Below are 26,292 nucleotides of genomic sequence, written 5' to 3'. Positions count from 1 at the left end.
AAAAGGATTTTAGTAAAGAAAATAGCTTATTTATGATCCTCATTACTTGCTCTGTAGTCTTAATATCTTGCTTATATAATCAAGTGCTTGCTCACAAGTCTCTAGCTTGGTTTTTGGGATAGAATCTATTTGATTTTTGATAACTTCTTTAAACTTTGGCTTATTTTGCTCATAAACACTAGATTCTAGCCTTAGGGCTTCTAGGGCTTGGTTTTGGGTTTTGAGTGCGTTTTGAAGTGAAGTGTTTTGATATTGGCAATCATAAAACTTTTGTTTATAGAGTTTGCTTTGTTCATAAAAATGCAAACCCAAAAAAGCCAACCCAACCATCACAACTATAACTACAATGCTAATAATGTCTATTTTCATTAAAAGTCTTTAAGATTTTTGTGATGATTGTATGGAAATATGTGAGGATAAAAAAGGTCGGGTTGTGATAAAATAAAATAATTCAATAATTATAAATCAATAGCTCATTATTCATTCTTGAGTGTTCTTGAGAAATTGTATACCTCACTTGCACTTTTTGGATTTTAAAATCTTTATATTGCTCTCTTACAAATTCACAATCATTATAACTGAGTAAAAATTTACCCTTGATATTGCTTAGCATTGTGCATAAATCTTTATGTGCATCTAGTTTAAAGCCGCCTGTATGCTTATATTGATGTTCTGTGCCTACATAAGGGGGGTCAAGATAAAAAAAACTATCTTTGCTATCGTATTGTTGAATGAGTTTTTTAAAATCCATATTTTCAATACACACACCTTTTAGCCTTTGGGCATAAACCTTAAAGCTCTTATAAATGTTTTTAGGTTTTTTACCCTTATACATCCCAAATTCACGAGTATTAGAACCAAAACTAAATGCAATCCTATAAAAATAAAAGGCTGCTTTTTGGATATCATTTCTAGGTTTTAAAATCCCTTTTTTGATATCATAAAAAATCTCCCTAGAACGTAGCATATCATTCAAATAATCACTAAGTGAGGCAGGGCGTGTTTGTATGATTTTATGTAGGTTTATCAACTCAGAATTTATATCATTTATCACTTCATTATATTTCTCCCTGGTAATTTTTGGTTTGGCATAAAGCACACTCAAACCTCCGCCAAAGACTTCCACATAACAAGAATGCTTAGGCATCATAGATACAATAAGGTTAGCTAATTTCCTTTTGCCACCTATCCAGCCAAAGGGAGAGGTTAGATTTGTGGGATAGAATAAAGAAGGAGATAAAATATTTTCTTCAAAAAGACTCATATTTTAAAAAACTCTTCATTATAATCTTCTACCCTACCCTTGCCAAAAAGCTTTATAGAAATAGGGTTGTATCTAAAAATAGCATATAGCCGCACGAAGGCATAGAGGGTGAGGGTTGTGGATTTTTTTATCCCTATTTCTTGCATGGATTCTAAAAATATATCATCAGCTTCTTTCCTGCTGCCTAAGCCTAAATGATACAAATCACACAAATAATCATGCAATATCGCACACTTCGCATAATCTTCAAAGGGTGAGAGGATAAACCAAAAGATTTTAGGGATAGAAGCTCCATCACTCACATAGCCTTTTGGGATACATATTTCTTTTCTGCTATCTGTGCATATGCCATATCTTGGCTCTGCTAACTCTTCTAAGAGTTCATCATCATTTGGCTCTCCTCTTCGGTAATACAAAATATGTTCTAAAAGCCTAAGCCTCATGCCATCTTTGTGCTGCCAGAATATCTCTACCTTTAGTGGGTCTTTCATATTAGAGACTCTAAATTTCATAGCTTGGTATCCTTCTCTTTGAGTATCCTTAAAATATCATTTTGGATTTCAAACATCTCATGGCACTTTTGATTATACTTGCCATAATCACTGATCATTTTTTCATAATAGCTTTGGTATTTTTTGTTTATCTCAATGATGATTGTCATTTTATCAACTAGATTCACAAGGGCTTCTTCTAGCCTCTTTTTATCCTTTAGCTGGATAGCCAAAAAGACAATACCTAAAAACAACAAGCCTATCATGCCAATATCACTGATGCTTTGTGATATTTCTATTGCTTTGGCTACTTCCATTGTTTTATCTCTATTTGTAAATCTAATGCACTCATTAATTCAATCATGCTTTTACATCCTTCTATCTTATCGGCGATGGCTTGCTTTTGCCCGATGAGTATGCCTGAAAGAGTGCTATAGCTTTTTGATTTTTCTAAAATCTTACTCACTAAGGTAGGTAAGTTTTCTAAACTACCATATCGATAAAAACATAAATTGCTAATGAGTGGAAGTTGGCTAAAAAGCTCATCACGACTCAAACTAGGGTCATAAAGCTTAGCCTCTGCTTCTTGCATAGCCCAGCTTATCATCTCAACTTCTGGGATATAGCTATCTAAATAGGGTTTTAGCCTTTCTTTAAAATCCCTATTGAGTTCATACAAGCCTCTGTCTTTAAACACTTTTAAAAACTCTTCTTCCCTACCCATAAAATCAACCACTTCCTCACAATCTCTTGGTATCTCTAAGGCATAGAAATATTTTTTATTCTCAATCATTTCATATAAATCTAAGTCCACAAGAGGGCTTTGAATCTCTATATCTTGGAATTGATTGTTTTTTATGGTTTTTTTGCCTATTTTTGAAGTGTATAGTTTCATCATATTTTCCTTCCATTGAGTTTAAATGTGCCGTTTATATTTACATTGCCTACGATTTTTATCTGAGTTATTTCATTGAGTGCTGTTTGATTATCTACAGCTCCGATAAAAATATCATAGGTTCTAGGTATGTGATCATCAAGGCTACTATCATTGCCAATAACGATATGATAGCTAGGGATATACCCAGAATGTGGATCATAGCCATACAAACCCATATCATTGGCAGGGGGTCCATAAACACTAAAACAATTCCATACATTAAACCATTCATTAACAAGAACCGTATTTACACTTAAGTTTCCACCAATGGCTACACTGGTGGTATTTGGTATCTTATTATTGTCTTTGCCATTAAAAAAGAATATATCTGAATTGAATTGAAATCCATAATGGTCTATTGACAAGCTTGAAGATAAATCAGCACTTCCATCAGGATGGCTTTTATCATGTTGATATGTAAGCATTGTAATGGCAGGTTGACCAAATGACTTACCTAAGCTTATCCTAGAAAGGGAACTACCATCAAAAGAAGCATAAGTTAACTCCATGCTTTTATCATTTATCAGTGTGGCTGCCATATTAATATCATCAGGACGGGTAGAATTGATTGCAACCTCTTCTATGCGTGTTTTTTCTAATTCATTCAAAAAGGCTTGTTTGTTTTCAAAAGGTCCTAATCCATAAACTGCCCTTATGCCTTCTGCATCATAATCTATCATATCAAAAACAGGCAATGCCTCGCCGCTTATATTGCGTTCGTTAATGATATGGATTTTTTCAACCTCAGGATTAGTAGAAGGGATAGATTTTATTTCTTCTAGTTTGGCCAAAGCTTCAGTATCAAGCTCTTTTAGTTTGTCTTGTGAGGTTTTGTTGAAAGCTAAAATCTTAGAATCAATATCTTTTGTGAAGTTTATGTATGATGTATCCATAGTCTTTAAGGTAGCTTCTTGTTTGGTTTTGAGTTCTTGAGTGGACTTTGCTACTAAGTCATTTAATGCCATCGTAGATTGTAATACCTCTGAGACTTTTGTGTTGAATTCATTCCTCACACTGATAGTTTGATCGCGATAACCTTTGGCTTCTTCATTCAAAGTCTTGATATTAGCTATCTGTTCTTTGGCTTTTTGGGTATCTTCTCCTATGGATTGTATTTTCTCTAGCCAAACTTTACCTTCTGTGGCTATATCACTCACTAGCTTTTGTGCGTCTTGGATTTGTTTGAGTGTGATGTCTGTGCTATCATTAAAGGCTTGGATTTTATCATTTACTTCTATTGTTTTGTGTTCGAAATCTAACACAAAATTATCCATATCTGTCCTACTTTGTGCGTATCCTGACTCTAAGCCTTTATAAATGCTCAAAAGCTCTCTTGTGTTTTCTAAAGTTAGGATAGTTAGTTGCCTATAATCGGTATTGTTTTCTAATGCTAGGTTAGTTTTTTTTATGTTTTCTTCTAAGCTCATTTTTATATCCTTCTTTTTAATTTATTTATATGATTGACTTTGTAAATCACAAGATCATTCATACGGAATAAATCCGTATTTATTCCTGAAGTCAGGGTTATTCTGTGCTACGCACATCATAAACCCGCTTTTATATGATTGACTTTGTGAATGAAAATATCATATTTCATTTTCATATCCTTTTATAGATATTGTGTTTTAGGGTATCGCTATAGGCTAGCTCTGCTATTAGGCTTAAGGTATTTAGGTAGACAATCTGTAGGCTTAAGGCACTCTCTAGCCTGTATTTATCTATATTATTGTCTTTTAGGCTTTGGGTTACCATAGAATCGATATGATTTTTTATGAATATTTTTGTGTATTTATCTAAGCTATATGAAGCTATCGCTGATCTTGCTTCTATGGCTATTTTGTTATTTAAGTTTTGTTTGAAATCATCTTGGGCTAATAGCTCTTGAGTGATGGATTGTGGGTTTATGGATTTATCTATGATAGTGCAAAGGATTGGTTTTAGCTTCTCTTCTGGTAAATCTTGAGGGTTAATATCAACTTCTTTAGCGACTTTTTGGATAAACTCATTGCTTTTTAGGTAAGGGTTGTTGTTGATTTTATCTTCTATGAAATCATTTGATAAGACTGAATCTATTTGTGATTTGATAGAATCTATATGATGGATTGAAGCTTCTAGGTTTTGCTTTTCTTCTATGAATTGGGCTATGAGTTCACTTAACATATTTATCCCTAATTTAAAGGTATATTTTGAAGTTATTGTATGGATAAATGAGTGGATAAAAAAGGTCGGGTTGTGATAAAATAATAAAAAATAAAAGGTCTCTAGTCTATGGAAAAAGATATTAAAAAACTAAATATCACTTATAGCGGTGAGGGTATTGTAAATGGAGAGATAGACTTAGAAAATTTTGCCTCTTCGATATTGAATTTTGGCAAAGCGTTGCAAGTGATAAAAAAATATTTGGGTATAGAAAATCTTGATATTAAAGTGATTGCTACAAAAGAGGGTAGTTTTGAGGTTGACTTAGCACTCATTACACAAGGCTGGGAAGCATTCAAAAATCTTTTTAGTTCACAAGAAGCGAGTGTATTGGCTAATCTTATTACTGTGTTAGGGATTGGCGGGGTAGGTAGTGGTATCATTGCTTTATACCAACACCTTAAAGGAAAAGAACCTAAGCATATACAAAAAAATGAGGATAATATTTCTATCACGAATCAAAATAATATTACCCTTAATTTTAGTTCAGTCGTGGTTGATATTTATCAAGATATAAAATTCAGAGAATACATGGAAAATTTTGCTAAAACTCCATTAGATTCAGATTTTATTGATAAAATCAATATCAAACACAACGATAAAATTTTACAAATACCTAAAAGCGATAAAGAGTTTTATAAAAAAGCCTTATGGACAAAAGATACTGATATCCAAACAAGAATCTATACACAAACTTTTAGTATCGTTACGCTTACTTTCAATAAATTCAATAAGTGGAAATTAGCCGATAGCAGAGGCAATATAAATGCAATCATTAAAGACGAAATGTTTTTAAGTAAAATTGAAAATGATGAGATAGAATTTGCCAAAGGCGATAAACTTATTTGTGAAGTAGAACTAATCGAAGACTTGAGTGAAGATAAAATAAATGCCTCTTACTCTATCTTGAAAGTAAAAGAACATATAAAATCTTCTAAAGCTAGAAGATTACCGGGGTTAGGATAAGGTTAAGTTTTGGATATATGAAGCATATAATCCCTGAAATAATAAAGATTGCTTTGAGTAGTGTTTTGATATTCTTGAAATATTTTTAATTCTCTACTACAAAATAAAGGAAGATTTTTAAAATATTCTTCGGCATTTTTTATATCCCCGTCTTTAGATTGAATGATTTTATAAATGTTTTGTTTTGATTTAAGCTCTTGTGGATTTTTACATCCTAGTCTTTGGGCTAATTTATCCTTACGGAGAAATGGTTTAAAGTGGTATCGTAACCAATCTTCAAAATCAAAATGAGTTAAAAATATATGGCTTTTGTCTTTCCTTTTTTTTAGGGTATTGATTAGTCTTTTTAGGTATTCTAATTCTTGCTTATCTTTGGCAATATCTAAATCTATAACTACAATGACAATATCATATATTTTTTCGTTTTTTTGTATAAGGTTGTTTAAGGTTTTGTAATTATTTTGCACTGCAATATCATAATTATCTGATTTTAGAGATTCAAGTAAGGCTGTGAGATAATATTTTTCACTTTCACCCTCACAAAGGATTTTTACCTTCCTTTTTTTAGTGCGGTTTTTACTCATCATAAGAACCTTTTAGATAATCCAAATAGGCATTTTTCTTTTCACTTCTAATATCAAACTCATGATAGCTACGTACTTGAGTGCAAAGGAATTTATCCTTAGTGATGAGGAAAATTTGGGCAGAATTCAAAAAAGTTATATCAAAAAGGAGTATGTTATGAGTTGATACAATGAGTTGCCCTGCTTGGTTTTTTTCTGTATTTATGAATTCATTAAAAAGCCTAATGAGGGCTTGTGTGCTGATACAAGAATCTAGCTCGTCTATGATTAGTATTTTGTCTTGTTTGATAATATCACTTAGTGAGCTCATTAATTGTATGATTTTTTTGATACCTTCTGATTCTATTTGAAACCTAAATGAGGCATTGGCTCGTAAAAATAAAAGATCATATTTTTGCTCTTTATTGTTTTGTTTGAAATCAAAATCAATTATTGAATCATCAATTATTTGTAAAATACCTAGTATGATATTTTTGTTTTTTTTGAAATATTGTTTTTTGGATTCTGTAAAATCCATTGAGTAATCTTTTGAATAACTGCTACTCATATAAATAACGATATTATCAATACATTTTAAAAAATCTTCTATTTGATTTATCGCAAAGTCTTTAAGTTTCAATAAATTAGATTCAGTAGACTTTGTTGAAAAAAAATCATTCAAAATTTTAAGCTCTTCGTCTTTAAATAGGCTGCTAATTGCCTTACCAAAAAGCATTTTTTTGCTTTTGAATACATAAATATCATTGCCATTTTGCTTTAAAGTTTCTTCTAAAATATCTTTTTGATTGAATTTAATAAAAAATTCAAAAAAATTATCTTTATTGGATATACCTAATTTAAAGCTAATGGATTTGCATCCTTGATTGAGTGTATTTTGAAAATATTCATTTTCTACTTGAGTGGCTGTGAATCCTTTTTTTATGATAGAGATACAGGTTTTGATTGCCATAAATAAATTTGTTTTTCCTGAAGCATTTTTACCAAAAAATACCGCTGATTTCATAGGCTTGTATTTGCTAGATAGATTAAAATTGTCTTCATATTTTGTATTGGATAAGCGGCTTCTAGGTTTTGCCCTAAAATCGATAATTTGCTCTTCCTCCCCAAAAGAATAAAACCCTGATACGCCAAAATATAATAACATCAAATTATCCTTAATTTTATATTATTAAATAGTATCAATTTATTATAAACGGAAAAAATGTTTATAAGTAAAAGAACATATAAAATCTTCTAAAGCTAGAAGATTACCGGGGTTAGATTGATTGTTGTGCTAGGTTTATAATTTATCTTTATTGATATAGCCTAAATTGATAAGTCGCCATTTCATCGCTTCATAAGAAACTCTAAAACGATTTGCCATCCTTTTTATAACCTCTTCAAGATTGATTTTATCAAAATCTTCGCTTTCTGTAAGCTTTCTAGCTTCTTGATATATAAAAGTAGCAGGCATTAAAAATCTAGCAGCAAAGTCGTTAGCTTTTGTTTCCATACGATTGGTTTGCTTATCGCCTGTTCCTCTGCGATACAATGTATCGTAATCATCTTTTATTGGGTCTTGGTAGTTTTGAGTATTAGGAAGTATATCATTAACGATATGCCCTAATTCGTGCGCTAAAGTGAAATTTTGTCTGCCTTCAGAAACAGAATTGTTTAGCCATATCTCAGGATAATCATTTTTTAGGTAAACTGACCCATCTAAAGCTAACTTATTCCAATCTAATTTTTCATCAATTTTTATATTTAACTTATTCCTTAAAATACTTTTAATATCTATAGGTACATCTTTTATTTCAAATAATTCTATCATCTCTTCTGGAGTTTTGCCTATGAGCATTGTTTTTAAATCTTCTAGCTTCATTTATCCTCCTTCTTTGAATTGAACTTATTAATTATATCTTCATTTACCATATGAACCAAATTTTTATCCTCTAATGTTGCTCGCGAATCCAATATATTTTCAATCTGTATATCAACCATACTTGCAATCCTTGTTCTAAAATCTTCACTTGCTATAATAGCTTTGATAAACTTTTCCAAAATTGCTGGTTCTTCAAGGGCTTTATTTAATTTTTTATCTGCTTTTTGTATGATCTCTTCTTTGAGTTTTTTAGACATCGAACGTTGTAAAAAAATAGCATAAATAGCTACAAATACGGCCATAAATGTTACACAAAGACTCACTGCACCAACTGACCAACCTGCAACTGATGCAAGAGTTGAAAATTCCATATTTTGCCCTTAAATCTAAAATTACAAAAGAAAATGAAAGCAAAACCAATACCATAATTTATTTATCATATTGTGCTAGGTTTTTGAATTTTAGTTGTGTATAATATAAATGAGGTTTTGCCAGAGGGTCAGAACCTCTGACAAATTTATAACCTCGAAATGAGGTGATAGATTTGAATAAAATCAAGATACTGAAACATATCTTAGTGATGATTATACTACTTTGTTTATTAATAAACAAGTTATATTAATCCTAAGATAAACCAAAGGCTTATTTAGCCTTTGGCAGTATCTAACCCTCATCAAGTATTATAAACTTAAGAAATGTTTATAACTCATTTGGGATTGGCTGCTTTGGATTTTAGGTATTCAATATCTGCTTTTAGCTTTTCATTTCCTAATTGGGCTGTTTGCATAGATAGCTCTGCTTGTGGGTTAGGCTGGCTGTCAATTTGGCTTAATACTTCTCTTATCTCATCAGCTACTGGGCTATCTGAATCTTCTAGCATAAGCGGTAAGAGTGCTGGGATAATATCAGGTCTTATGCCAGCTATGGTTTTTATCATCTCACTCCAATAAGCAAACCTATCCTCTTTACCATAAGCTTTGGGCTTAGATTTTATGATGATATCATATTTGCCTACTGATATTTTATTCCTAATGATAGGGATACCTTTTTCATTCACAACTACATTACCCTTATCATCTCTACTCACATCATTTATCACAAAATAGCGGCTCGCACCTTTTGGCTCTACGATAGCAAAAACTTGCCTTTTAGTGAAATATTTGCATATCAAATTTATCGCTATCCTAAAGGTAGTCCTATCCATATCATCACTTGCTTTTAAGTATTTTTGTATCCCAATAAGCCCTGCGTTTGTGCGTTGTTCTATGGCTGTGCCACTGACTCGATTGACTGCTAAGCCTAAGGCTTCATCATTTAGGCCGCTTAGGGTTTTGGCTAGTTGTCTTTTTTCATTGCTTTTTTGGCTTAGGGCTGCGATGTCAGCGTTGTGCCGCTCAAACCTTATCATTCCTCTGCTTAAGGCTCCTGCGTTTACTTTAGTAACAGAGTTGTCTTTTGAGATATTTCGCACGAATTCATTGCTATCCCTAACAGCTCCTTCTTCATAAATAATCTTAGCACTACCCATCATATTTGCTGTGCGGTTTTCTGCTAGATTGATATAATCTTGAAGCGGCTTTATGTTTCGATAAATCCCATACCAAATATTTTTATCATCAATATATAGCTTTCGGATAGAAAAAGGATGTGTATTTAGCCCAAAAGGATTGGATTGGAAACTCAAGATAACACTAGGATGCCAAATATAGCGATTCCATACGAAATTACCCTTTTCATACTCTTTAAACCAACTTTCAATCAATTCAATCCTTTGTCTGAAATTTGCGTTTTGATTGAGTGGGATAGAATCTATTGCCCTGCCATAGAGTGCTAACGCATTGTCTCTATCTAGCTCTACGACTTTATGCATGTATTTGGCATCAGAGGCATCGTTTGTCTGTGAGTAAGGGTCTAGCAAAAAACTATGAGTTGGGATATGCCTAAAGGTAATATCTAAGTAATCATTTTCTTTATCTTCTTTTACCCATAATTGCATCACACTCATCCCTAAGAGTAAATCAAAGTCAGCTTTTTCTTTTTGCATTTCATAGCTTTCATTGTCTACTAAGCTTTTTATGATCTCATTGATAACTAAGGCTACCTCTTTATCACTCTCTTGCCTGCCAATGACTTGTATTTCTTGTGCGGATATGGATTTATAGCCAAGTATCTTTGTGCTAAGCATTTGATAGATGTTCTCCCATAATATAGGCTGTCCTCTTCTTTTGAGTATGTCTATGGTCTTGGCATCTAATTGCTTGCCATGAAGGTATTGTTTGGCAAGCTTATACTCACTTAAAGCTTCATAATTGCCATTCCTTGCTTCTTCATAAAAGTAATTGAGTTGGGTAATGTCTTTCATTTTTATCCTGCTTTGCTTAAGGATTTTTGTAATTTATCATTTTTGAATTGCATTTTATGTTTAAGATTCCTATCAGAATAAAATGTTATAATATCTTCATTACCAAAGGTTGAATAATGAACGACAGAAGTCTGACGCCCCTTTGGTATGTGTGTAATAACCCTAAACCTAATACCCTCATTATTTTCCCATTCATAGATACGACTTCCGTTTTTATCGATAAAAGGTTCTTGATGATTTTTAAGGTATTGCCTTATAGAATTGCCTAGATTCAATAACTCATCTTGAGTTATGTAACCTCTTCTATTAGTATTTGCTTGATGTTTTATGATAATATGCTCTGTACCCTTTCCTCTGTTAGTTTTTTCTCTATGATAACCTTTAGTCAATCGTATCGCATTATCTATATTCTCTAAATCTTTTTTGATCATCGTGGCTTTTTTATCATGATAGGCCACATTATAAATACCTCTTATTTCTTTTTTGAAGGCTTTATCTATGGCTTGCTTTTTGTCTGGAAAGTGATGGATTAAAACATTTTTTAATAGGTTTGGATTGCGATTTAAAAGGTATTTGATACCTTTAATCCCAACTATAGCACTCAAAGAACCAATCAACATATTTAGCTCATCTCCCTCATTATCATCATTGCTAGTTTCTAATCCACCTAATCCTCCAACAATACCAGCTCCTAAATATGGATTGGATTGGATTTTTTTGGATTCTTGATTTTTTAGCTCGGTTGTGGTAGGATTAGAATTAAGGTTGTTTGAGGGTAGATTGGTTCCATCCTTTAACGCAAGCTCATTACTTGGTTGAGAATCTGAATGAGACAACCTACTAGAGATTTCAGATAGAGTCTCATCTGGACTTGAAATAGTAGAGTCGATAATCTTACTATTTGCTCTGGTATCCTCATACGCTGTAATAACCCAATGATTTTTTGTAGGTTTACCTTGCCAATTAGATTTTAAAGCAACTTTAAAATTATCTTTAGTAATAGTTATAGCTTGATTTTCTGCTTTATTAATTTTCCCATTATTTACAATATCAGCAAGTATTTGTGGTGTTATTTCTGGGTGTTTTTTTATTATTTTAGCTAATCCGAAACCTTCTATTTCATCCTTATTATTTTTCCACACTTTTCCATACACTAAGTCTATATCCCCTAAGCCTTCTTTGTAAAATGCTCCCTGGACTTGTCCCTCTTTCGTAGTTAATAAATGTTCTATGGCTTCTTTACCCTTATGATAAAATTCTGCGTAATTAGTGCCAAAGTCTTGATTTTTAAATTGTGTTGTGGTAGGATTGGGTTGTGAGTTTGAAAGTAGACCCTCACTTTCTGTAAAATCATTAGAGGATGAAAACTTATTTGATTTCTTGCTATATTCAACACTTGTTAGTGTAGTCTTACTAACGGCTTTATCAGGAGTGTTTTTCAAGTCTGTCCTGCGAGAAACAGTGCTGGTATCTTTTTGGAATGCGGTTAAAATCCAATTTTCAACATTACCCTCATAATCTTTTCTAATACCAATTTTGTAATGTTCATTTTCTAATTGATACCTTCCTTCGGTTTGTGTTTTGATTGGTAGGGTTTGAACTAAATCATCAAGCTTATCTAACACTTCAGGATGGTATTTAGCAATTTTGGCTAATCCAAAGCCATCGGATTTACCACTGCCTTCCTTCCCCCATACCAAAGTAATATCTCCAATTTCAGGACGATAAAAAGCCCCCTGGACTTGCCCTTCTTTCGTAGTTAATAAATGCTCTATGGCTTGCTTGCCTAAGTGATAAAATTGCGGGTAGTTGGTTCCAAAGTCTTGATTTTTAAATTGTGTTGTGGTAGGATTAGAATTAAGCTTATTTGAGTTTTTAGAGAGACTATCCCCTTTTGTAAAAGATTCAGATGATATACTTGATTCTTTCTCATAAGCTTTAGTTAGGTTATCCCAATCTTGTGCTTTTTGTATCAATTCAAAAAATTTCTCTTTATAATCATTTTTTAGAAGTCTTGAATCTATAGTATCATTATCTAGTATCTCACCTTTGCCATTAAGCAAGCCTCTTATCATATCCCATTCATCAATATCTCTAGGAGGGTGATAAAAATCCCCATTTAGTATTTCTTTGGCTGATTCTAGGGCTTGTTCATACCTAGTTCTAAAGGCTTCTACTCCTTTATCTTTCCTGCCTATTAGGCTGGCTAAAAATACGCCTAATACATCGCTTTTGAATTCTTTTGGATCGCCAACAAGATCAGCGTATTTATGTGCATCGACCATTTCAATAAATCGTGAATAATATTTATCAATTACTTCTTCCATGAGTTGGGTAGGACTTGTGCTTGTGTTTGTTGGAATTGTCCTTATGGCTGTATCTAATAAATGGGTTAAATCAAATGGTTTAAACTTAGGGCTTTGTTTAGATAATTGCCTGATATTGAATAAATAGTATGCGTTATCAATCAATATATTTAATAATTCTCCTGCTTGGGCTTTGGTCGCTCTTCTTAGGTAGCTATCAACTGCTTTAGGGATATTTTCATTGAGTATACCGATAATGCCTCTGCCTGCATCCTTAGAATCTAATCCTTGCAATTTAAGTATGTTGACTATATCTTGATTATTTTCTAAATTTCCATGAATTTCAAGACTTTTTAAATGCGGCTTTATCATAGCTGCATAAGTTACCAATCTATCACTTAGTGAATTTTCTCTGTCTTTGTTGCTGATTTTTGCTAAATAATTTATTAGCTCATCATCTTTAGATTCTAAAACACGCACGATAAGAGGCTGTTTGAATCCTTTTAAAATATCTTTGTCATAATATTCTTCTATGCCTTCGATATAAGGTTTTTGTTTGTTGTGTTTGTAAAGGTTTAATATCGCTTGGCTTCTATGATTGCCTGCTAAAATATTACCTCTATAATCAACAATAGGCACACCATCAAAACCGCCCTCTTTGCCAAAATGTATATCTGCATCAAAATCATCAACTATTTTTGTGATAGCATTTTGATTATCTGCGTATCGATACTGCATACCAGAACCGCCAATAAAATTAGGCTTTAAATCTTTTGCTTCAATCACTTTATAAACAATATCTATTTTTCTCTTTGGGTTTTCTAGTGTTAACTTGCGTTTTTTTATATCCCTGCCTTTGATAGGTTCTTGATTTTTTAGCTCGGTTGTGGTAGGATTGGGTTTAGGATCATCTTGAATTCGATGTGCTGAAGGTTCAGGCTTAAATTGCTTTTGGTGCGGATATGCTGGAAGTGAGTGATCCTTGTATTGAAGCTTATTTGATAGATTGTGCGATTCAGATTTTAACCCTTCATCGCTGAAAATCTGGGGGGTAGCTTCTTTTTCAAATGCGGTTAAAATCCAATCTTTTTTATTACCCTTATACTCTCCAACTAAACCAACAACTTTATTATCTAATTCAATCCTATACCTTAAATCATTTTGTTTTACTATATTACCCTTCTCTATGATCTCAGGTATCTTATCAACTACCTCAGGATGTTTATCAAAAATATGTTTTAAGCCAAATTTATCATCTCCATACACTAAGTCTATATCACCTAAGCCTTCTTTGTAAAAAGCTCCCTGGACTTGCCCTTCTTTCGTAGTTAATAAATGCTCTATGGCTTGCTTGCCTAAGTGATAAAATTCTGCGTAGTTGGTTCCAAAGTCTTGATTTTTTAGCTCGGTTGTGGTAGGATTGGGTTGAAGGTTGTTTGAGGGTAGATCGTTGCCATCCCTTGACGCAAGCTCATTACTTGGTCGGATATCTGAATGAGACAACCTACTAGAGATTTCAGGGAGAGCCTCCTCTGGACTTGAAAGGGTAGAGTCGAACGTCTTACCCTTATCTCTTAAATCTTCATATGCTGTTATTATCCAATTATTATTACCTTTGTTATGCCAACCATTGGATAAACCAACTTTAAAATCCTTTAGCTTAATAGTTTGAATTCCTGAATCACTTGTAATAACCTCTCCATTCTCTATGATCTCAGGTATCTTATCAACTACCTCAGGATGTTTATCAAAAATATGTTTTAAGCCAAATTTATCATCTCCATACACTAAGTCTATATCACCTAAGCCTTCTTTGTAAAAAGCTCCCTGGACTTGCCCTTCTTTCGTAGTTAATAAATGCTCTATGGCTTGCTTGCCTAAGTGATAAAATTGTGGGTAATTAGTGCCAAAGTCTTGATTTTTATGGATTCCTAATTCATAATTTTTTGAAGCTTCTATCATATTCAAAAAACTTTTTTCATCATTCCTTTGTATTTGTTCTGCGGCTGAATCTAATACTTTGCCTAAAGTGCCTGTGTAATGAAGGACTTCATTTTTTAGCTCTTTTATGAGTGCTGGGGGGGTCGCCTCTGAGGAAATGAGATCGAAGATAAAATCTTTTGAAGTTCTTGAGTGTTTTAGTGATTGTTGAATATGATACCTAAAAGCTAAGTTCCTACCTGTTTGTGTTGGCAAGTAAGCTAGAAGCTTTTTGAAAGTAGAGTTAACAAAAGAAGTATGAAATTTTGTGATGTAATTGGTTGATAATCCATTAGCTCCAATAGAAACTGCGATATCTCCGTTTTGTATCATCTTCATTATCTGGGCATCATTATAAAATAATTGGCTCATTCCTCTTAGCTCAGAGATATAATCTTTTAAGCTCTCATTAGTGATTTTTGTCTCTAGCTTATCTAATGAATCCCTAAGGCTTAGCCAATCTACATATTTGCCTGCTGTATTAGTGCGTTGGATATGTTTTTCAATCTCTTTTGAGATGATATAACTTTGCGTTAGATCTTGCATCCTAGAATCTAGCTTGCCTATGATAGTATCACTTAGCTTATCTTTTGTGCCAAGCCATTTAGAAAAAGAAGCACTTAGCTTATTATCACTATTATAATTTTTGCTAAAAATATCTTTGTATAGTTTGGTATCTTGAAGTGATGAGAGTTCTGCATATTTTGCATTCACATCCTGCCATTGAGTTTTAAGCTTATTGCCTAAGGCTTCATTATCGGGTAAATTTTTTTCTAGGGCAGTATAAATCTCATTGTCTATATAGCTATTAATATCTTTTAGTGTGCCTTTATCGTTGTAGCTGTATTTATGAGTTCGTAAATTTTTGTTGATAGTTTTGCGTAAATCAATCATATCCTCTACATCAATGCCTCTATCTCCTATATCTTCAAGCTGGTTCCTTATCCCTGTGATGATACCCTCACTTTTGGATTCGCCTAAATGCCTCTGTAAAGATTCTAATTTGTTATCTATAAAATCTTGTGGGTAAAATCTATATTTTGGTAAGACTTGTTTGAATAAATCTATACTCTGTCCATATTCTTGCTTCAAATCGCTTTCATAGCCTTTAATAGCACTCTGTATATCGCCTAATTCTATATCTGGATTTTTTGCTATTTTGTTAGCTCTATCAGTGATGATGGTATAAAGGGTATGTGAAAATTGTGGGTTTTTTTGGGCTACGTGAGCGATGTGTTTGAATAAAACAGGGTTTTGATAAGCGACATCAAAGGCTATTTTTTCTTTTTCTAATACATCTTTGTCTGTAGGGATGGAATCTAGTATTTTGCCTATAAGGGTATCTGGGTCATTCACACTATATCTTGTCTCATAATATTTTTCAAATTGTTTGGATATATCTTTTGCTTTTTGGTAAGGAATGCCTACAGATTCCATCACTTTAGGGATAGCATTCACATTGACATTAATGGCTTGTTGTTTTGCATATTTTAAAGATTTTTTGATAAAACTAGGGGTATTAATGAGGGATTTGTAAGACTTGGCTAATAATTTGCCACTCCCTAATAATGCAGTATTGCCTATCAAATCTAATGCTCCGGCTTCGCCCATTTTATTCAATAGCTCTTTATTGTCAGCCTTCCTATCTAATGCCCAATTATTCAAGGCATAATCAAGTCCTGCTCCGCTATAAGCACCAAGGGCTGAACCAACAAGCCCACCTGCTACTTTTGATTGCCAATTTTTGCCATATTTTGCCCCAGCAATTCCTCCAGAAAATGCCCCAGCTATTGAGTTGCCTATTTCGTATTTCATAGATTTTATATCATCTAAAATCGTATCTAAAAAGCCATCTTTTACCCTATAAATTTGATCATTCTTTTGAAAAAACATCTTATCTTTGTCAAATAAGACATCATCAAAACCTGCACTTGTAGCTAGCTTGTAAACATCTTGCATGTATTGTTGTTTGGCTTGTGGGTCTTGGGTAAAAAGGTTAGAGATGCTTTTTTCTTTGGATACATTATTTAGCTGGGATAATCTCTCATAAACTTCTGGTTCTATGAGGTTAGCGCTATATTCTTCTTTGAATCTTTTCCAATTGCTAGAGTCTCTATGGAATGAATTTATTAGCTTATCTTTAAAGGATAATTCTTTATTGATAGCTTCTTTTTGAGCATCATTTAACTCATCATAATCTAAGTTACTATCTATTAATTCCCTAACTTGGGCTTGATTTTCTCTAGCTTTTTTTATCTGTTGGTATTTTTGTGCACTCTGGGTTAAAAAATCAGGTCTGCCAAATTTATCCTTATATTTATAAGCATCATTCAAATTATCATATTCTTTATCTATGGCTTGTAATTGTGAAGAATCTAGCTTATCAAAAGGTATATTTTGTGAAAAAATGTTTTTGATATTTTCTTTATGCTCTTTTGATAAGGTATGGTCTTTGCTAAAATCTAGCCCGCTAACATCATAAATAGCTTTTGGGATAAAGCCAACCTCATTACTTCCATTAGTGTTATTGTCATTATTTGGGTTAGGTATTGGGTTGGGTTGTTGTGTGGGCTGGGTAGGGCTTTTATCTGGGATATTGGAGATGTTTGATAGGATATTGAGTATATTGGAAGGCTCTAAGCCTGCATTTTTTAAGGTAGAGATAGAGTCATTATACGGTGTGGATTGCAAAAAATTTAAAATCTGCTCATCACTTGCTCCGGCTTTTTTAGCACTTTCAAAATCAAATCTCATATCCTGCCTTTACCCTGATATTCATTTTTACTTGATTCACTTTGTGAATCTATTACGGATTTATCTTTAAGGTATATTGTATAGATATATGTGAGGGTAAAAAAGGTCGGGTTGAAATCTAACGCTTTTTTGAATAACCTTGATATTTCAAATTATTAAAAATAGGTTTGGTTACTTGCTTGATTTCTTTTTTATACCAATAATTAAAACTAGTGATTTTTTTAGCTTTATGATTTTCTTCTAAGATAAAATGATTCTCATCTGTTTCAAACCAAACCATTGTATTTTTATTGTTTATATCACCTACATAAAAACCTAAATTATCTAATTCTTTATAACCTTTATTGATTTGTAATATCCTATCAGTATATTTTTTAAGCCGTTGGGTTTGAGATGATTCTTTGAATTTATTATCCCAATTTGCTGGGCTGAAAGTATTATCATAATAATCTTTATTACCTGCTAGTTTATAATGAGTCCTGCCCTGTAAAATATCATTAAATTCATCATAAGAGGGTTTGCCTAATATGTATTTATAGGGTTCGTAGGCTGTGAGTGGGTTGTAAGTATCACTGCCTGCTCTGCCTTCTTTATATAGCGTTCCATTAGCCAAAATTGAAAAAGGATTGAAGGAGAGAAGAAAAAATAATTTTCCTTGTATTTCACTGCTAGGTAAATTATATTTTTCAATATTGACTTTTGATATGGTTGATAAAAAATTATTGGCAAGACTAGAAGCAAGGCTAAGGGCAATACTAGAAACTGAATTACCACCAAAACTAACACTTATATTAGATTGTGTGCCATAATCTTTATTGTTTTGTAAACCACCTGCAACTGATGGTGTGATTTGTTTGAGATGATACTTTTGGGCTATGGATTCATAAGTATTCTTAGTAAAATAATCCATTATAGACATTTATTCTACCTTGATAATGATAGATTCTTTGAATTCTTTGGCTTGCTTTTTGATAAGGACTTTGATATTTTTATACCCTATGGAATCAAAAGAATACTGAATGTTTTGGGTATCTTTGATTTCTTCTTCTTCTATAGTCCATATGATTGCATCAGGATTTAAGATATTATGCACGACTCCAAAAATCACATTTTCATTCACACTTAAGATATTTTTTGAAGTATAAATGAAAAGTCGGTATTTTTCCTCTTCTATTTCTAAAGACTTCAACTCATCATTATAGTTTAGCTCGCCGCCTTTACCGATACTATAGATTGATTTATTCACATCATCTATGAGTGGCTTTATCACAGGATAGCTCGTTGCATTACCCATCACATTCATTAGCTCTACTAAAGAATTACATTTATTGATAGCTGTGTTGTCATTAGCTGATTTTACCAAAACATCACATTTTATCTTCTCTTGTAAGGCTTGGGCTTTGGTTGCTTCTAGTGCGTAATGGGAAGTATCAGATTGGAATGCTGCACTTAGGGCTTGGTATTTTAAAATTTGGGCTTCTAGGGCTGATTTGTTCTTCAAATCATCAGCTTGTAATTGCGTGAGTTCTATCTTTAGGGCTGTATCCATACTTTGGGCTTGAAGCCCTAAAACTGTCTGTGCTAAAAAGGAAGCATAAGCGTTAGCCTTTTCTTGTGGGGTAAAGGAAAATTCAACAAGCCCGTTTTTAAAAGCTTCTATAGCTTCAGTATAGAGTTCAGAGGACTTGATAGCATTTTGGATTAAGTTGTATTTAGTGATATAACTAGTAGTGGCATCCATCATTAAATCCTTTGGTATTGTGTGGTTAAATCAGCAGTGGTATTGATTTCAGAATTGATAAGGGCTATTTTTTGGATTTCTAATTCATATAAGCTCTGGTAATACTGAGACTTTTGAATGCTATCGACTCTTGTCTCTTTTTGCAGGGCTAAAAACATACAATAAAATAATATGGCTTCTTTATAAAAATCACTCAATTGTAAATAATCTTCAATCCCTAAAATCCGCTTGATAAAATGATAATCCACTGCTAAAATGCCTGTATCTTTAGGGGGGTATAATTCTATTTGGTTGCCTTTGAGTGTGCAAGAGAGTGTTTTGATACCTAGCTTGTTTTTTAATAAATAGTTTGTGGGTAATATATCGATAGGGTAAGAGTCATAAAATACATTAATGAGAGCTATGCAATCTATTGGCATTAAGATATTTGAAAGTTGAGATAAATCAAATTCAATATGAGAAGAAAATACCTTTAATCTCGTAGCTATAGTGATATAAGCCATATTGATTAAATCTAGCAATTCATTATCACTATATTCTTTTTGGACAGCCTTATCCCTTAGCCTACTCCTTAAAGATAAGATAATATCTTGAACTTGTATCATACACAATCAATCTAGCATTTCAAATATCTTCATTCTAGCAAAAGCTAAGCCATAGGCATCATTTGGTAGATACACAATATCATTTTTTTTAAGCTTAAAGTGTTGGTTATACCTTGTGCGGATGATAAAATCCTCTCCTATGAATTTGAGTTTTATCACATTCACATAAAATTGACTTGTGGCTTCTTTGGATTCAACTGGTGATGGAATTTTGGAAGCAGGGGTTAGCATTGCTGCTGGTTTTGTCATTGGCTTTACCTCTTTTGGTTTTGGTTTTGGTTTAGGCATATTGCCTAAAAACATATCTTCAATCATAGACACTTATATCTCCATATAGGTCGCTGAGGGTGAAAACATCATTATCCTAACAGCTAGTATCCCTTCTTTTTGAGTAGGGATTTTATTTAAGCTTAGGACTAATTCTTGAGAACTCGATAAAGTAGTCTTAGTAGAACTCTCCGTATTTGCCTGTGTGGATAAAACAATGCCTTTAGCAAATAAATCAGTGTTATCCTTAGTGCCTAGATCACAAGTGATACCTGTGCCAAAAGAGGATAGTAGCTCTACATTCAAAGACATCAAGGTATAGCCTTTTGGCAAAACTGCTATACTCATAGAAGTGATTTTATCTTGTATGAATTTATTAGCTCCTACAACTATGGGTATTAAAATAGGGTTTTGTAGTATTCTTTGTCTTATCATTTTTTACTCCTTTGATGAAATGATGCCAATAACGCCAAAATCTTGATTATGATAAAGTGGGTTTTCTACATCTTCTTGTGTAACTTCATAGCAAGTCTTGGCTATGCCTAATATTTTTGAAACACCACATTTTATCTTTGTGCCGCTGTCTGCTGTTTGATCAATGATAAAGCTAATAGGCGAGCCAACATAAGCAATCGCTGTGCCACCTACTATAGCCCCGATACTAGTATGATGAGAATCTTTACCTGCATAATCTCCTAAGACAAAATTTTTTAATGCAGAATTGACATATTTTTCAAAATCACTTTGTGGGATAGAAGTGTTTAACAATCCTGCTTGTGTTTTTGTCCATAAACCCATATTGATAACAGGGCAATTATCAATCTCACCTAATAGCCCGCTAAATAGCTTATTTTCTGCGTATCCTCTATTGCCTGCTCTAGCATGCATATCTATCCAAACAGGATCAGATTGAAGCTGTTCGGATTGATAATTATCTAGCAATATCAAATAAGAAGTCTTATAAATCTTTATCCCGCCTTCTGTTAGCTGTGAAATCCTAGAAGGCCTGAGGGCAAAAGTTTCCTCTCCGTTGTATTTCAATCCATATCGTGCCATAGAAATAGCTTTTTTCAAAGTAGCAACACTCACAATATCACCTGCACTAATATTTTCACAATATTCTTTAACGCTTTTGGCTGCTTTGCCATCATGATAGCCTATTGTAGAATTTGCAGCACAAATCACATTACTCATATTAGCACTGAGGGCTGCTACTATCATCCTATCACTTTGCATCGTCATCCAGTTTTGTAGCTTCCTTTCACTATCAGCTACAAATTGAGGGTCTTTTATCACTCGATACTCTTTGATTTCAGAAAGCAGCGAATTACGTTTGACAATCGGATTTATGGTTTGAGAATATCGATTGTAACTATCGATATTTTTATCTAAATCTGTATTACCACTCACACCATCACCATTAAGCTGGTCAGATAGCTTAGGTCGGTAAGGTTCCATTGTGCTATGTGGGTAAGTGCGAATCGGTCTGTCTTCACTCCTGCCCATCAGTGGTTCAAACATACTATCAGCGACATAGCCTTCTTCCATTTTTTCGGCTATTTTGACTGCTACTAATGGATTGTCTCCAAACTCTTCATATCTTATTTCATTTTTATTCATTTTTACTTCCTTATAATTTTGGATTTAATCCCTGCTAAATGCACTGCGTGCATTCCTACTACCAATACCTGAAGCCATAGAATCCCCGGGGGTTCCTTCTAGCTCTTGGGGGATTGAGTCTTGCCCAGAGGTATTAGAATCTCTTATTTTTTTGACTGCTTTTAAGAACTCTAGCGGGCTTAATTGAGTTAATTCATTTAATTGCTTTGGGGGGATATTGTCTTTGGCAAAGCTTATCAATTCATCAGGATTATCGTTTGGATTATCTTGTAAAAATTGATTTTTTGCTTTTTGGTATTGCGAATTTATTTTTTTATTCATCACTGAATTGTGTAGCTCGCTTACTTTTTGTCTTTTTGAGTTGATATTTTCATCTATAAAATTTTGTTGTAATTGTAAAAGTGCGTTTATAAACTCTTTTTTGTCATTAAAAAACAACTCTTCTAATTCTGGGCTATCTTCTAATCTAGCACTCGCATAATCAGAAAAATTTTTATTGACATTCGCTTGTGCTTCTTCTAATTCTTTTTGTAATTGTTCTAAAGCTTGGCTATCAGTATCAATATCATCACTAGCATTATCACTATTATTAGGGATATTTTGGGCTTGTTGGTCTTCTTGTGGAATATCTTTATCTAGCATTTGGCTCTCCTAAGATTTTATAAGCATTCTAATCCAACAACTCATATAAAAAAAGGTCGGTATGTTTTAGGGTATTGATATAATCTAGTGTGATTTTTTCAATCAAATAACTTTGTGATACAGATAGGTTTTTGGATTGTTTTTTTATTTTTTTTATGATGGCTTTTGGAAGGTTGTATCTTTTTTCTATTCTTATAGTATTTTTTGCATAGCTTGATCTTTTGATAGATTTCTTCATTTTTATCCTTCATCAAATAAAATAAAATAGCACTATGAACTATTTTTGAAACACTTTGAGACTCATAGATTGATAGTTTTGAAAGCTTGTCTAAAATATCTTTGTGTATGGTATAAAGAGGTGATTTTAGTAATAGATTCCTCTTTTTTACATTATAATGAGTGGGTCTAGACATTCCAACCACTCCGTTCATAAGGGATAAAATCATCTTTTGTCTCTTCATTCGTTGTGATGATAAGCCCTCTTACATCCTCATTCACAAGCCCACTAGCTAGGGCATCGATACAATCATCTTTTTTATGTGGTTTTTCTGGATTGAAAGATAATAGCTCGCTTTTGATTTGATCTAGTCCTCTTGCACTATGGATAAACTTTAATTGTCCTGTGTTGTAATAAGGTCTTAGGGCTTTGATTTTCTCTACTTTTGATATTTTTCGGCTTGCTTGGTAGGGATTGATTGCGTTTATCAAAATGGGTTTATTCTCATTCCTAAGCCTTGCATTTACAAGGGCAATCTTTTTATACAGTAATCGCGTGATAGTAATCCCTCCTCCTGCTTGCTCAATAAAAACACTAGCACTAGGGTAGAGATTCATAGCTTCTATGATAGAATCTACCATCACTTCCTCATCCCATATACCAAAAAAACAATCATACACAATCACTTGCTCTCTCTCATCTTCTACACTCATACCAAATACGACAATAGCCCTATTATCAGCTGTGGTTTGTAAGCTTTCAGCTGTATCGACAAAAATATACATATTTTGATTAGGGACTTCAAAAGAATTTATTGTCTTGAAATACTGGGCTTGAAAATATCCTGCTTCAGATACTTGAGGGTCTTGCATGTATTGGGTGCTAAAAGCATCAGCTCCCATCTCTAGCTCTATTTGTTTGAGGCTATCTATGGAATGCCTGCTGGGAAATAATGCCTCTCCTGGCTCTCTTGTGTAGGTAAAATCTTCACATTCATAGACTTCTTTTGTAAGATTGAGGGCTTTTAAACTCACTACCTTCCATTGAGACTGCTCTATGCCTTTGAAATTCTTAGGATTGAGTAAATACCCACATAAATCCTCTTCAGATAGCCTCTGCATCATAATGATGATAGTAGCCTTACTCTCTTCATCTTCAAGTAGCCTTGATAAAATGGATTCTCTAAAATTGTCAATCACCCTCCTTCGCTCAGCCCTAGAAGATATATCAGATGCTTTTATCGGGTCATCAACTAATATTGTATGTGCGTGGAACCCTGTGATAGGACTCTTTAGGGTCGTAGAAAATAATCCTCCACCACTTTTTAATACCCATTCTTTGGTATTGTCTTGGATAAAATGCACTTCTCCAAATATCTTTTTATACCATGGGCTTTTCATCACTTCCCTGATTTGGTTTGAGATTTTTATATAAAGCTCATCACTATAGGTTACATACATAAATTTATGTGTTGGGTTATTCCCTAATGCCCAAGGAATAAAAGTCCTAGCAATGAGTTCTGTTTTGCCATAGCTTGGAGGGAGATTTATCATCAATCGATTGAGATTAGAAGTGAGTGAAGATTGCAAGTATTTGGCTATATAATCATAATGCCAATTATCATTGAATCTTTTTTGTTCGTAATTTAGCCACTTTTGTAATAAGAAATATTTCAAACTCCTGCGGCATAGTTCTCGCGTGGCTAGTTCTAATTTTGCTAATTGTGTTATTTCCATTTCAATAATCTCTCTCTTATGGAAATGATTTTTTTAAATTTTTCTTCTATAGGGATATTTGAGAATTTGATATTTTTCATTTTCTTTTTGCTAGATATTTCATATACTGCCCTTAGGCTTTTAACTATATTTGAACATAATGGGATAGAGTCATTTAAGGCTATCTCTCTTGCTTGTGAATCGATAATCCCTTTTGCTAAATTTTGCACACAACCTTGCAAGGAGATAGAAAAATCATCAATATCTAGCCAATCAATCACAATATCTATCATTTGCGGCTCTGAGATGATAGTTTTTATGATACTAGCTTCTGTGAGGCTAAAGGTAGGGTTTGGCATCGTTATCTTGCTAGTCTCTTTTACTTCTAAATAATAAGCAGGTATGTTTAAAAGCTCTGATGCTTTTTGGGTATAAGTCGCTTTTATGAAATCATTTTTTATCGTGGCTAAGAATTTTTTTATCTCTATGATGGTTAAATTCATTGACTCTATGGAATCGCTTTTTTTGCATAAATTCAAAAGCATAAATTCTATGATAGGTATGCGTTTGGCTGATAATATTTTATCTTTGAGTTCTCCTGTGGCTAGAAGCTCACAAGCGTCTTTTCCTCCTTGTATTTGTAAGACTTCAGATTCATATATGCCACAACAGATTAACAAATCTATCGCTTTATAAGTAGCGTTTAAGCCTGCTTTATCCCTATCAAAACATAAAATAATTTTGGCTCCTAATCGCGTGAGTTGGGCTATTTGCTGACTGCTTAGGGCTGTGCCACAAGTAGCTATGGAATGATTTATCCCTATTTGATGCAAAGCTATGGTATCCATATAGCCCTCTGTGATGATAGCTTGGGCTTTTGATACGATAGCATTCCTCGCTAAGTGGAAGCCATATAAAACCTGTCTTTTGTGATAGCTAGCTGATTCTTTTGAATTGATATATTTGGCTGATGGGCTTGAGTTATCTAAAATGCGTCCGCCAAAACCTATTACCCTGCCTTTATTATCCCATATAGGGAACATCAATCGATTAGAAAAAGGTGTGTATAAATTGGCATTATTGTCTTTATTGATAAGCCCTACTGAAATGCCAAAGTCAATATCTTTTGATTGAATAGACTTGATATATTCAAAGCTATAAGGGCAAAAACCTAAGCCAAATTTCTCTATACTTTCATCATTCAACCCTCTGTGTAAAAAATACTCTTTGGCTTGTGGGTTTTTTCCTAAAGAAGAAATAAAAAAATCCTTTGAATACTCTAAGAGTGAAGTATCAATCTTGACTGCCCTCTCATTGCTGTATTCTAAGCTAAAGCCTATCAAAGAGGCTATCTTTTCTACGGCTTGATTGAAGGGCAATTTTTCATAACTTTGCACAAACTCTATCGCATCGCCTCCGACTCCACAACCAAAACAATGATAAATCCCTTTTGAAACTGATACGGTAAAACTTGGTGTTTTTTCACTATGGAAAGGGCAGGCTCCTATATGATTGGCTCCATTTTTTTTAAGTGGTACATAATGGCTAATCACTTGAACAATATCAATACATTGTTTGAATTGTGAAATATTAATAATCATATTCATCTATCTCTATATCAATTTGAAGGTATTCATCATCGATATCTGCTTCATAAATATAATCTTTCAATAGATTCAATCCCCATTCTCTAAGCTCTAATTCATCACCTTTGATTTCTGGCTTTACTTCAAAACTATATGTGATTGTCATTTTGTACTCCTTTGGTATTTAAATTTTTC

The 26,292-nt window shown here is 33.2% G+C and carries 25 protein-coding genes; 1 reads left to right on the top strand and 24 read right to left on the bottom strand.

Annotated elements, in window-relative coordinates; all coding sequences use genetic code 11:
* Positions 1-42 precede the first annotated feature (42 nt).
* From BKH44_RS04910 to BKH44_RS04880, 7 genes are all read right to left on the bottom strand, one after another.
* Positions 43-369 carry a hypothetical protein gene (locus BKH44_RS04910; protein ID WP_095270653.1) on the bottom strand — a complete coding sequence of 109 codons (327 nt, stop codon included), beginning with the start codon at positions 367-369 and terminating at the stop codon, positions 43-45.
* Between the two features lie 82 nt (positions 370-451).
* Positions 452-1,264, bottom strand: coding sequence for a DNA adenine methylase (locus tag BKH44_RS04905; RefSeq protein ID WP_095270651.1), 813 nt, complete (start codon positions 1,262-1,264; stop codon positions 452-454).
* The gene (locus BKH44_RS04900) at positions 1,261-1,776 is read right to left on the bottom strand and encodes a DUF1353 domain-containing protein (RefSeq protein WP_095270649.1); all 516 of its coding nucleotides are present in this window, start codon (positions 1,774-1,776) and stop codon (positions 1,261-1,263) included. Before BKH44_RS04900 ends, BKH44_RS04905 begins: the two co-directional genes overlap by 4 nt.
* Positions 1,773-2,072 carry a hypothetical protein gene (locus BKH44_RS04895; protein ID WP_095270646.1) on the bottom strand — a complete coding sequence of 100 codons (300 nt, stop codon included), beginning with the start codon at positions 2,070-2,072 and terminating at the stop codon, positions 1,773-1,775. The genes BKH44_RS04900 and BKH44_RS04895 overlap by 4 nt, the downstream gene beginning before the upstream one ends.
* Positions 2,063-2,650: a hypothetical protein gene (locus tag BKH44_RS04890; protein WP_095270644.1), complete on the bottom strand. Its 588-nt coding sequence runs from the start codon at positions 2,648-2,650 to the stop codon at positions 2,063-2,065. The genes BKH44_RS04895 and BKH44_RS04890 overlap by 10 nt, the downstream gene beginning before the upstream one ends.
* Positions 2,650-4,119: a hypothetical protein gene (locus tag BKH44_RS04885; RefSeq protein WP_095270642.1), complete on the bottom strand. Its 1,470-nt coding sequence runs from the start codon at positions 4,117-4,119 to the stop codon at positions 2,650-2,652. Before BKH44_RS04885 ends, BKH44_RS04890 begins: the two co-directional genes overlap by 1 nt.
* A 172-nt stretch (positions 4,120-4,291) precedes the next feature.
* The gene (locus tag BKH44_RS04880) at positions 4,292-4,852 is read right to left on the bottom strand and encodes a hypothetical protein (protein ID WP_095270640.1); all 561 of its coding nucleotides are present in this window, start codon (positions 4,850-4,852) and stop codon (positions 4,292-4,294) included.
* Positions 4,853-4,960: 108 nt separating this feature from the next.
* Here BKH44_RS04880 and BKH44_RS04875 point away from each other — a divergent pair, with 108 nt between their 5' ends.
* Positions 4,961-5,857 carry a hypothetical protein gene (locus tag BKH44_RS04875; protein WP_095270637.1) on the top strand — a complete coding sequence of 299 codons (897 nt, stop codon included), beginning with the start codon at positions 4,961-4,963 and terminating at the stop codon, positions 5,855-5,857.
* A 2-nt stretch (positions 5,858-5,859) separates the two neighbouring features.
* Here BKH44_RS04875 and BKH44_RS04870 read toward each other — a convergent pair whose 3' ends face one another.
* From BKH44_RS04870 to BKH44_RS08800, 17 genes are all read right to left on the bottom strand, one after another.
* Positions 5,860-6,441 carry an RloB domain-containing protein gene (locus BKH44_RS04870; RefSeq protein ID WP_180674114.1) on the bottom strand — a complete coding sequence of 194 codons (582 nt, stop codon included), beginning with the start codon at positions 6,439-6,441 and terminating at the stop codon, positions 5,860-5,862.
* Positions 6,434-7,585 carry an AAA family ATPase gene (locus BKH44_RS04865; protein ID WP_095270631.1) on the bottom strand — a complete coding sequence of 384 codons (1,152 nt, stop codon included), beginning with the start codon at positions 7,583-7,585 and terminating at the stop codon, positions 6,434-6,436. The genes BKH44_RS04870 and BKH44_RS04865 overlap by 8 nt, the downstream gene beginning before the upstream one ends.
* A 135-nt stretch (positions 7,586-7,720) precedes the next feature.
* A complete protein-coding gene (locus tag BKH44_RS04860; RefSeq protein WP_095270629.1) occupies positions 7,721-8,302 on the bottom strand; it encodes an ImmA/IrrE family metallo-endopeptidase in 582 nt (193 codons plus the stop codon).
* On the bottom strand, positions 8,299-8,673 hold the full coding sequence (locus BKH44_RS04855; protein ID WP_095270627.1) for a hypothetical protein: 375 nt from the start codon (positions 8,671-8,673) through the stop codon (positions 8,299-8,301). The genes BKH44_RS04860 and BKH44_RS04855 overlap by 4 nt, the downstream gene beginning before the upstream one ends.
* 335 nt (positions 8,674-9,008) lie before the next feature.
* On the bottom strand, positions 9,009-10,664 hold the full coding sequence (locus BKH44_RS04845; protein ID WP_095270621.1) for a hypothetical protein: 1,656 nt from the start codon (positions 10,662-10,664) through the stop codon (positions 9,009-9,011).
* 2 nt (positions 10,665-10,666) lie between these two features.
* Positions 10,667-17,704: a DUF3519 domain-containing protein gene (locus tag BKH44_RS04840; RefSeq protein ID WP_095270619.1), complete on the bottom strand. Its 7,038-nt coding sequence runs from the start codon at positions 17,702-17,704 to the stop codon at positions 10,667-10,669.
* 118 nt (positions 17,705-17,822) lie between these two features.
* Positions 17,823-18,623 carry a hypothetical protein gene (locus tag BKH44_RS04835; RefSeq protein WP_095270616.1) on the bottom strand — a complete coding sequence of 267 codons (801 nt, stop codon included), beginning with the start codon at positions 18,621-18,623 and terminating at the stop codon, positions 17,823-17,825.
* Positions 18,624-19,445 (bottom strand): hypothetical protein, encoded by an 822-nt coding sequence (locus tag BKH44_RS04830; RefSeq protein ID WP_095270613.1) that lies wholly within the window; start codon positions 19,443-19,445, stop codon positions 18,624-18,626.
* Positions 19,446-19,447: 2 nt separating this feature from the next.
* Positions 19,448-20,050, bottom strand: coding sequence for a hypothetical protein (locus BKH44_RS04825; protein ID WP_095270610.1), 603 nt, complete (start codon positions 20,048-20,050; stop codon positions 19,448-19,450).
* Positions 20,051-20,056: 6 nt separating this feature from the next.
* Entirely contained in the window at positions 20,057-20,371 is a 315-nt protein-coding gene (locus BKH44_RS04820; RefSeq protein ID WP_095270608.1) for a hypothetical protein, read from the bottom strand.
* Positions 20,372-20,752 carry a hypothetical protein gene (locus tag BKH44_RS04815; RefSeq protein ID WP_095270605.1) on the bottom strand — a complete coding sequence of 127 codons (381 nt, stop codon included), beginning with the start codon at positions 20,750-20,752 and terminating at the stop codon, positions 20,372-20,374.
* 3 nt (positions 20,753-20,755) lie between these two features.
* The gene (locus BKH44_RS04810) at positions 20,756-21,937 is read right to left on the bottom strand and encodes a DUF4043 family protein (protein WP_095270602.1); all 1,182 of its coding nucleotides are present in this window, start codon (positions 21,935-21,937) and stop codon (positions 20,756-20,758) included.
* Positions 21,938-21,961: 24 nt separating this feature from the next.
* On the bottom strand, positions 21,962-22,579 hold the full coding sequence (locus tag BKH44_RS04805; RefSeq protein WP_095270599.1) for a hypothetical protein: 618 nt from the start codon (positions 22,577-22,579) through the stop codon (positions 21,962-21,964).
* A gap of 98 nt (positions 22,580-22,677) precedes the next feature.
* Positions 22,678-22,992, bottom strand: a complete 315-nt coding sequence (locus BKH44_RS04800) for a hypothetical protein (protein WP_095270596.1) — start codon at positions 22,990-22,992, stop codon at positions 22,678-22,680.
* On the bottom strand, positions 22,985-24,532 hold the full coding sequence (locus BKH44_RS04795; protein WP_095270593.1) for a hypothetical protein: 1,548 nt from the start codon (positions 24,530-24,532) through the stop codon (positions 22,985-22,987). The genes BKH44_RS04800 and BKH44_RS04795 overlap by 8 nt, the downstream gene beginning before the upstream one ends.
* On the bottom strand, positions 24,523-26,118 hold the full coding sequence (gene dnaG / locus BKH44_RS04790) for a DNA primase (RefSeq protein WP_095270590.1): 1,596 nt from the start codon (positions 26,116-26,118) through the stop codon (positions 24,523-24,525). Before dnaG ends, BKH44_RS04795 begins: the two co-directional genes overlap by 10 nt.
* A complete protein-coding gene (locus BKH44_RS08800; RefSeq protein WP_180674113.1) occupies positions 26,102-26,263 on the bottom strand; it encodes a hypothetical protein in 162 nt (53 codons plus the stop codon). Before BKH44_RS08800 ends, dnaG begins: the two co-directional genes overlap by 17 nt.
* Positions 26,264-26,292 lie beyond the last annotated feature (29 nt).

It is taken from the genome of Helicobacter sp. 13S00477-4 (assembly GCF_002272785.1).
GTDB lineage: Bacteria > Campylobacterota > Campylobacteria > Campylobacterales > Helicobacteraceae > Helicobacter_J.
The sequence above is the reverse complement of the archived record's forward strand: the minus strand, read 5'-3'. Positions and strand labels throughout refer to the sequence as shown.